We start from the raw sequence: 5,913 nt of genomic DNA, 5'->3' as shown, positions 1-5,913 counted from the left end.
AGTCGTGTGGTCCTGACGCCCCGACGCTGGCGTCACGTTGGCGACGATGCCTGAAGCATCGTGGCCCGCAACGGTGGCAAGAAAGCCCGGTCACCGAGGAGAGCGCGAAGGAAGCCGTTAAAACCATCGCGCGGGGAATGCCGGGCGTTTCCGGTGTGACCGTAGTGACTATGCTTGTGTGCTTTTTCATCTCGCACACAAGGCTGCGGGCGCAGCGAGCGCCCGGCATTCCCTGCGCCCTTTCGGGCGAGAGACTAATGCAAGACTCGGGCGAAACGCGCCGCGAGATCGCGAAGGTGTGTGTCGCGACGTCATTGCGGTGGAGCCAACGGGTCGCGCGAATGCGCGCCCGATGACAGGCTCCGAGAAGAAGCAATCCATTCCTTCTTAGCGCGGAACGATGGATTGCTTCGCTTCGCTCGCAATGACGGTTTGAAACGTGGCTGTTTGAAAACTGAATCTGAAATTAAATTAAGCTGTTCGGTTGGGCTCGTCATGGCCGGGCTTGTCCCGGCCATCTAGGTCTCCTGCATCAAACAAGACGTGGATGCCCGGCACAAAGCCTGGCACGACGAGGCGGGCAGAATGTCCCGCTAAATCCCGAGATACGCCGCTTGCACCTGCTTGTTGTTGGCGAGCTCCGCGCTGGTGCCGCTCATGATCACGTTGCCGCTTTCCAGCACATAAGCCCGCTGCACCAGCGACAAGGCGCGGCTGACATTCTGCTCCACCAGCAGGATCGCGGTGCCCATCTTGTGGATTTCGCCGATCTTCTCGAATGTCACATCGGTCATGACGGGGGCAAGACCGAGCGAGGGTTCGTCCAGCATCAACAGGCGTGGCTTGAGCATCAACCCGCGGCCGACCGCCAGCATCTGCTGTTCGCCGCCGCTCATGGTGCCGGCGAGTTGCTTTCGCCGCTCGGCCAGCCGCGGGAAGATGCTGTAGACCAGTTCGAGCGTTTGCTGCCGTGCGGCCTTCGCCTTTGGCACGTAGGAGCCGATCTCGAGATTCTCGTTCACCGTCATTTCCGGAAATACCTGACGGCCCTCGGGCACGTGCGCAATGCCCAGTTCCGGGATTCGATGCGGCGGCAGCGATGCAAGGCTGCGGCCATCGAGGCTGACGGTGCCGGAGGTCAGTTTCACGAGGCTGGAGATCGCGCGAAGGGTCGTGCTCTTGCCGGCGCCGTTGGCGCCAAGCAGGCCGACCGCTTCGCCTGCACCTATCTCGATCGAGACATTCGAGATGGCGGGCACCGAGCCGTAACTGGCGCTGACGTTTTCGAGTTTCAGCACCTATGCTCCTCCTGCCGCCGGTGGATGCACATAGGAGCCGAGATAGGCGCGGATGACTTCCGGGTTTTCCACGATCTCCTTCGGCGAGCCTTCCGCGATCTTCTGGCCGTGATCGAGCACCACGATGTGACGGGCGACCGCCATGATCGCGCGCATCACGTGCTCGACGATAACGATGGTGAGCCCCTTGCCGGAGAGCTTGCCGATCAGCGCGACTGCCTGATCGATCTCGGCCGGATTAAGCCCGGCCATGACCTCGTCGAGCAGCAAAATCCGTGGCTCGGTGGCGAGCGCGCGGGCCATCTCAAGGCGGCGCTGGTCGATGGTGGTCAGGTCCTTGGCGGCCGTCTGTTCCCTTGCGGAAAGGCCGACGAAGTCGATCGCCTCGCGCGCTTTCTCGCGCGCCACCGCTGTGTTCTTGTCGCGCAGGAATGCGCCGGTCATGACGTTCGAAAGCACCGTCATGGCGCCGAACGGCTTGGCGACCTGAAAGGTGCGGGCCAATCCGTGGGCGCAGATATTGTGAGGTTTGAGGCCGACGATTTCGCGGTCAAACGCCTTCACCGAGCCAGAGTCCGGCCGGTGAAACCCGGTGATGAGGTGAAAGCTCGTGGTCTTGCCGGCGCCGTTCGGTCCGATCAGCGCGAGCGTTTCGTTTTCCTTCACCGTGAAGCTGACATCTTGCACAGCGCGCAAGCCACCGAACCGCTTGCTGAGGCCGCTGATGACGAGCGCGTCTGCCATGGGATTGCCCCCTTACGCCCGCGCCGGCGCGCGGCCGGTATAGCGTTGACGCAACTCCTCGATCATGCCCATCAGCCCGGTCGGGCGCCAAAGGATCACGGCCATCAGGATCAGGCTGTAAACGGTCAGTTGCACGCCGCCGATCGAACTGCCGAGCCAGCTTTGCAGCAGCGTCGAAGTGGTCTCCAGCAACACCGTGCCGATCAGCGGCCCCCACAGCGTCCCGATGCCACCGACGATCGAGACCAGTGCGGCTTCAATCGAGATATTGAAGGAGAAGGCGGTCGCGGGATCGATGAAGTAGATGTACTGGGTGTAGAACGTTCCGCCCATCGCGGTCAGGAATGCGCTGATCATGTAGATGTCGCGCTTCATTTTCGGCGCGTTGACGCCGATCGCTCCGGCCGCGTCTTCGTCCTCGCCGATGGCGACGAGGTAATATCCGATCCAGGAGCGCTCGATCAGCCAGGTGATGACGAGCGCGACCAGGAGCAGGCCAAGGACGACATAATAGTAGAAGCTCTTGTTCTCGAACTGCATCATCAGCGGCGCGGCGCCGAGATTGGGGATGGTCGTGCCCTCGGCGCCCCAGGCGAAGTCGCGAAACTTGAGAAAGATCAGCATCAGGGCTTGCGCGGTCGCGATGGTGGCGATGGTGAAATAGGGGCCGCGCAGGCGGAAGCACAGCCAGCCGATCGGCAGGCTCGCCAGCGCCGCCACCACCCCGCCGGCGATCATTCCGATCCACGGCGAGATGTTGAAATCGATCTGCAGGATGGTCGAGGTGTAGGCGCCCAATCCGAAATAAGCGGCGTGTCCAAGCGACAACTGCTTGGCGTAGCCGCCCATCAGATTCCAGGCAGAGCCGATAAAGGAAAACAGCAAGATCCGGATGAAGATGTCGATCGCGAACGAACTTTTCACCACCGTCGGCAGCGCAATGAGAACCGCAAGACCGATCGCCAGCAGAATGACGTTTCGCGCGTTTGAGCTTTTCATCATCGCGCTCGACCTCCGCCGAGGCCCGTCGGTTTGAAGGCAAGCGTCAGCAGCAGCATGGCAAACACCACGATCAGGCCGGAGTCGGCGCCGACATATTGAATGCCGAGCGACTCGGCGACGCCCATCATCAGGCTTGCGATCAGGGCGCCGATTACATTGCCGAGCGTGCCCAGCACGACCGCGACAAAGGCCATCAACACGAACACCTGACCGACAAAGGGATAGGCGGAGTAGAACGGCATCAACAGCGATCCGGCGGCGCCCGCCAGCGCCAGCGCGATGCCGAGCGCGACGCAGAACACTCTATTGGGGTTGATGCCCATCAGCATCGCCACGTCGCGGTTCTGCGAGGCGGCGCGCATGGCTTTTCCGAGGTCGGTCGAGTGCAGGAACAGCCAGAGCAGGCCGCTCAGCACCATCGCGACGACGAAGGCAATCAGCTTTGCAACCGGGATATAGAGCCCCGCGACATGGAAGGCTTCGTCGGAATAAAAGGTGTGCACAGTGCGATAATTGGCGGTGAACAGCATCAGCGCCAGATTGAGCAGCAGCAGCGACAGCGCAAAGGTAAGGAAAATCTGCGGCATGTCGTTCGGCCCCAGCACCCTTCGAATCAGGAAATGCTGGATCAGGACGCCAACCACGAACAGGGTAGGCATCGAAACGAACAACGACAGCAGCGGATCGATGCCGAACTGGTTGGCGAGAAAGAAAGAGATATACATCCCGATCATCACGAATTCGCCCTGGGCGAAGTTGACGATCTTGACGACGCCGAAGATCAGCGTGACGCCGATACTGACGAGCGCGTAGATTCCGCCGATAAGCAGGCCGTTGATGACGGCCTGGGCCACTGTCTCGAACATTTGATTTTGGCCGGCTTTAGATTTTCATCACCGGCGCGCGGGCGTCTTCCTTCGGGAAGATGCTGGCGAGATCGCCGTTTTGCCATTGCACGCCGACCGGATGGCCGTAGATGTTCTTGCCGTCGGGGCCGAACTTGACCTTTCCGCCGGGCGCCATCGCCGCATAGCCGGAAGAAACGTCGAGGGTGGACAACGCGGCGCGCACCTTTTGGGGATCGGCAGAGCCGGCGCGTTCAAGAGCGTCCGCCAGCATGAAGGTCTGCGCGACCAGGCCGCCGGCATATTCGAACGCGAAATCGCCGGTGCGCTTCTTGAATTCGATATTCACCTTCTGGGCATCCGGGCTGACGTCGTGGTTCCAGTGCGCCACGCCTTGCAGGCCTTCGGCGAGCTTTCCGACATTTTTGTAGAAATCCGGAATGACAAAGCCGCCAGAGCCGCCGTTGATCGAGATGTTGAGGCCGAATTGCTTAACCGTTCGCACGATCAGAATGAGATCGTTGAGATAGGAGACCGAGAACAGCGTGTTTGCGCCCGAGGATTTCACCTTGTTGATCAGCGGGCTCGCATCGGTGAAGCCGGCCGAGTAGGGCTCGAACATCACGATCTCGACGCCTTCGCCAGGCGCCTGTTCTTTCAGGCCGTTCGATGTCGAGGTGCCGAAGGCGGTGTTTTCAAAAATCACCGCGACTTTCGGCGTGTCGCTGACGAGCTTGGACATCTGTAACTGCGCGCGGGCAAATTGAGAAGCGCGCGCAAACGGCGTGAAGGTATAGGTGCGTCCCTTGTTGAGCTGGTCCGAGCTCGATCCCGTGATCAGCGGAACTTTGGCACGTTCCGCCACCTCGCTCGCGATCAAGGTGAGGGCGCTGGCATAGCATCCATGGATCGCCGAGAGCTTGTTGCCCGTAATGAGCCGGTCGGTTTCCGTTCGGGTTACCGTCGTGTCGCTCTGCACGTCGGAAATGATCAGGTTTAGTTTGGCCCCGCCGAGCGATTTGATGCCGCCGGCGTCGTTGACCATGTCGACGGCGAGCTTGGCGGCGGCGACGCAGCCGACGCCGATCTGCGCCATGCTGCCGGTGGTCGGATAAAGCGCGCCGATATTGACGGGCTCCGCAGCCCATCCGCGCAACGGCACCGCACCGAACGCGCCGGCCGCAAGCAGGCCTCCCGATTTAATGAGAAATTCGCGGCGGCCTTGCCGCTTCGACGGCGTCCGCCGTTCGCCCTTACCGGCGGAATTCTTGTCCGCTTGTTTCATGCATTCCTCCCTCTCTGCGGCTGTTATTGCCGTCTGCGTTTCGCGTGTTTCTTAGCGCGTATTTTTTGGGATGGTAACTGCCTTCAATATTGTTTACAATACTGTTATCAATTTTATTGGCGGCCGAAACGCCGCGGGCTCGATTTTCGTAAACCCGCGCCTGCGGGTAAGAGACGCTAAACCGGAAAGATGATGGTCGGGAAGACAGCCAAACGTACGATACTGCGTGTCCCCAAGTCTTCCGAGGCTTCGGCGGCGCGCGCTCGCGAACCTGCGGCGCTTGTCATCTCCAAGCGGATTGAGGAGGACATTGTCCTTGGCAGGCGCCAGCCGCGGGAGCGGCTGGTGGAGCTGGATCTTTGCGAGCGGTTTCAGACGCACCGCGGTGACGTTCGACTGGCACTGTTCGAACTCGAGAAAAAAGGATTGGTGGAGCGCATTCCAAACCGCGGCGCGCTGGTCCGCGGCCTGACTCCAAGGGAGGTGCGGGAAATCTATGCCGTCCGGGAGCAGCTGGAGGTCATGGCGATCAGCATCATTCCGTTCCCGGTCGCAGTCCATAGCGTCGAGCGGCTGGAGGAATTGCAGCGCCGGCATACCGCAGCCATTGCTGCCGGTGATTTACTGACGGTGTTTTACAGCAACCTCAGTTTTCACCAGGTTCTGTTCGGCTTGTGCGGCAACGCCTGCCTCATCGAGACCATCGATCTGCTGGCACAGAAGGTCTACGGTATCAGGT

At 60.8% G+C, this 5,913-nt stretch carries 6 protein-coding genes; 1 reads left to right on the top strand and 5 read right to left on the bottom strand.

The genetic code is table 11. The features are described 5' to 3' along the window. Positions 1-593: 593 nt before the first annotated feature. Genes WB528_RS16000 through WB528_RS15980 form a run of 5 tightly spaced genes read right to left on the bottom strand, consistent with a single transcriptional unit; the run spans position 594 to position 5,174 of the window. Positions 594-1,298, bottom strand: coding sequence for an ABC transporter ATP-binding protein (locus WB528_RS16000; RefSeq protein ID WP_423889385.1), 705 nt, complete (start codon positions 1,296-1,298; stop codon positions 594-596). Continuing rightward, positions 1,299-2,042: an ABC transporter ATP-binding protein gene (locus tag WB528_RS15995; protein ID WP_423889384.1), complete on the bottom strand. Its 744-nt coding sequence runs from the start codon at positions 2,040-2,042 to the stop codon at positions 1,299-1,301. A 12-nt stretch (positions 2,043-2,054) separates the two neighbouring features. Next, entirely contained in the window at positions 2,055-3,044 is a 990-nt protein-coding gene (locus WB528_RS15990; RefSeq protein WP_423889383.1) for a branched-chain amino acid ABC transporter permease, read from the bottom strand. Continuing rightward, entirely contained in the window at positions 3,041-3,910 is an 870-nt protein-coding gene (locus WB528_RS15985; RefSeq protein ID WP_423889382.1) for a branched-chain amino acid ABC transporter permease, read from the bottom strand. Before WB528_RS15985 ends, WB528_RS15990 begins: the two co-directional genes overlap by 4 nt. Positions 3,911-3,926: 16 nt before the next feature. Beyond that, on the bottom strand, positions 3,927-5,174 hold the full coding sequence (locus WB528_RS15980) for an ABC transporter substrate-binding protein (RefSeq protein ID WP_423889381.1): 1,248 nt from the start codon (positions 5,172-5,174) through the stop codon (positions 3,927-3,929). Positions 5,175-5,366: 192 nt separating this feature from the next. On the opposite strand from WB528_RS15980, the gene WB528_RS15975 reads away from it, so the two are divergent. After that, a partial coding sequence (locus WB528_RS15975) for a GntR family transcriptional regulator (RefSeq protein ID WP_423889380.1) occupies positions 5,367-5,913 on the top strand: 547 nt, incomplete at its 3' end.

The sequence above is a fragment of the Bradyrhizobium sp. genome (assembly GCF_049586575.1).
Taxonomy (GTDB): Bacteria; Pseudomonadota; Alphaproteobacteria; order Rhizobiales; family Xanthobacteraceae; genus Bradyrhizobium.
The sequence above is the reverse complement of the archived record's forward strand: the minus strand, read 5'-3'. Positions and strand labels throughout refer to the sequence as shown.